General features: G+C 63.3%; 3 protein-coding genes and 1 pseudogene. 2 read left to right on the top strand and 2 right to left on the bottom strand.

Annotated features, from left to right (window positions below; all coding sequences use genetic code 11):
• Positions 1-104: 104 nt before the first annotated feature.
• Positions 105-598 (bottom strand): annotated as a pseudogene (greA, locus tag AHiyo1_RS06275) (transcription elongation factor GreA).
• A 153-nt stretch (positions 599-751) separates the two neighbouring features.
• Complete coding sequence (locus AHiyo1_RS06270) at positions 752-1,210, bottom strand: DUF4307 domain-containing protein (protein ID WP_059387968.1); 459 nt, start codon at positions 1,208-1,210, stop codon at positions 752-754.
• 216 nt (positions 1,211-1,426) lie between these two features.
• On the opposite strand from AHiyo1_RS06270, the gene mca reads away from it, so the two are divergent.
• Entirely contained in the window at positions 1,427-2,242 is an 816-nt protein-coding gene (mca, locus tag AHiyo1_RS06265; RefSeq protein WP_445286188.1) for a mycothiol conjugate amidase Mca, read from the top strand.
• Between the two features lie 70 nt (positions 2,243-2,312).
• Positions 2,313-2,609, top strand: a 297-nt coding sequence (locus AHiyo1_RS06260) for a hypothetical protein (RefSeq protein WP_059387966.1), incomplete at its 3' end; no start/stop codon positions are given.

Raw genomic sequence — 2,609 nt, 5'->3', positions numbered from 1 at the left:
TGACGCCGTAGCCCACCAACTGCGAGCTAGTTGGGGGGGAACCCAAAGCAAAACGCCGGCCCGCCCCGGGAAGGGGTGGGCGGCGTCGTTGTTTCGCGGAACAATCAGCCGGCGAACGGCTTGGCGGAAACAATCTCCACCGGAATTTCCTTGCCGTTGGGGGCGACGTAGCTGATCTTGTCGCCTTCCTTGTGGCCCATGATCGCCACGCCGAGCGGGGACTTCTCGCTGAAGACGTTGAGATCGGAATCACCGGCGATTTCACGGGATCCGAGCAGGAAGGTCTCTTCGTCACCGGCGATGCGTGCGACGACGAGCATGCCGGGCTCGACGATTCCATCATCGGCCGGAGCTTCGCCCACCTGGGCGTCGCGCAGGAGCACGGTCAGCTGGCGGATGCGGGCCTCGATCTTGCCCTGCTCTTCCTTGGCGGCATGGTATCCACCGTTTTCCTTGAGGTCGCCTTCCTGACGGGCGGCTTCGATCTTTTGTACGATCTCCGCACGGCCAGGGCCGGAAAGGTGGTCCAGCTCTGCTTCAGGCGGTCAAATGCGTCCTGGGTAAGCCAAGCTGCAGGCGCGCTGTTGGTGGTCGACACGGACTTCTCCTTATGGATCTGACAAGCAAAGACCCCGCCGGTGCAGGCCACTCGTGGAACTCAGCAACCAACTCAGCGGGGTTAAGGTATTGATCCAGTGTAGTCAATCCTGTGGACAAACCCAAGCTCACTGAGTCGCGGGTCACACCGTTGCTATTTGCTGCCGTCGACAATCCAGCAGTTGTCCACGACGGCGGACACGGCCTCGGACTCCGTGCGAAGGATGGCCCTTTGGGCGGTTGTCTGGCCACCGTCGGCCCCTGCCTTCGGGGCATTCGGGCCGATCTCAACGACTTTCCAGCCGACCACCGCGAACTTGGAATCCATGGCCTTGACCGCGCATTTTGCGGTGGCATCCGGGTTCTTTGTGACCTGGAAATCGACCGACAGCTGAGTGGCATCAGTGGCGCTGTAACCGATGTCCTTGAAAGACACAGACGATTGCGAGGAAGACATAGTGACCCAAAACAAGAGCCCGATGACCACGAGGAGGACGGCGATGACGATGTTCCGTTTGGTATTCCCTCCGAAGGCGCGCTTTTGGCTGCCGTAGCGATTGGCTAGGCTGGTAGTTGCTGGCAGCGCCGTGCCCGATGGGTCTTCCGAAGTCACCCACCCAGTTTAGTGGGCTTCCGGCGCCTCTTCGCCCACAGCGGAGTCGCACGCGTTAGAAAGACCTGATCAGTACAGCCACCAGCAAACCCAGAACAGCATGACCCGGAAAGAGGAACCGTACCGGATGAGCACATCCACCAGCCCGACACGCAGCTCCGGCTGCTCGCCGTCCACGCACACCCGGACGACGAGTCAAGCAAGGGCGCGGCAACCATGGCGATGTATGCGGCTTCCGGCGTGGAGGTCATGGTGGCTACCTGCACCGACGGTTCCCGCGGGGACATCCAGAACCCGGCCATGGAGTCCGCCCCGCACCCGAAGCGCGACATGGCAGGCGCGCGCCGTTTGGAAATGAAGCAAGCTGCCGCGGTCCTTGGAATCAAGCAGCGTTGGTTGGGCTTCGTGGATTCCGGACTGCCCGACGGCGATCCGTTGCCACCCCTGCCCGCCGGCTGCTTTGCGCTTCAGCCCCTTGAGCGGGCCTCGGCACCGCTCGTCCGCTTGGTCCGCGACTTCAAGCCGCACGTCATGGTGAGCTACGACGAAAACGGCGGCTACCCGCATCCTGACCACATCATGGCCCACAAGGTTGCCGTCGAAGCCTTCCACGCAGCCGGTGACCCGGAACGTTACCCTGGGACAGGCGAAAGCTGGGCGCCCAGCAAGCTGTACTACGACCGCGCCTTCAGCCCCGACCGCTTCCGGGCCTTGCATTTCGCGCTCGAAGAGGCGGGCCTGCAATCGCCCTACGCCGAACGCCTGGCCTCCTGGCTTGAAGCCGACGCGGAAGGACATACTCCGCCGAGGCCTATGCACCAGACCACCACGCAAGTGGATTGCGGTGACTACTTTGAGGCCCGTGACGACGCACTCAGGGCGCATCGGACGCAGATTGACCCCCTCGGCTTCTTCTTCGCGGTATCCCCGGAGATGCAGCGCAGGGCCTGGCCGTGGGAGGACTACACGCTGGTCCACTCCGTGATCCCGGCCGAACTGCCGGAAAAGGACCTGTTCGCAGGGCTAAGATAGGATCGCCGGCGATTTCTATCAAGCGTAGAAGTCGCCACCTGGCTGGAAACTCCCATAGAAGGTTTGAACCGTGCACCACTTTCTCATCGCCCTGGCCACGACCCCGTCGCCTACCCCGACCCCGTCGCTGCGCCCCGGCTTGTCGGAAGACCAAGTGACCCCGGGAACCTGGGGATTCGTCCTGACTGCCTTCATCGTGGTGCTCACGACCTTCCTGATCGTCGACATGGTCCGCCGGATCCGGCGGGTCCGCTACCGCGCCCAGGTTGAAGAAGCCCTGGTCGGGGGTCCCGACGCGGCTGAGGCGGACGGTTCCGGGACTGGCGGCGCCGTGACCGGCACTGGGACCGGCACTGCTGAGACCGGC

It is taken from the genome of Arthrobacter sp. Hiyo1, assembly GCF_001263615.2.
Lineage (GTDB): Bacteria > Actinomycetota > Actinomycetes > Actinomycetales > Micrococcaceae > Arthrobacter.
Note: the sequence above shows the minus strand (reverse complement) of the source record. Positions and strands in the feature narration are given on the sequence as shown.

Excerpts from the sequence above, each read along its gene's own strand:
- mca (WP_445286188.1), top strand. The coding sequence starts at position 1,427 with ATGGCGATGTATGCGGCTTCCGGCGTGGAGGTCATGGTGGCTACCTGC.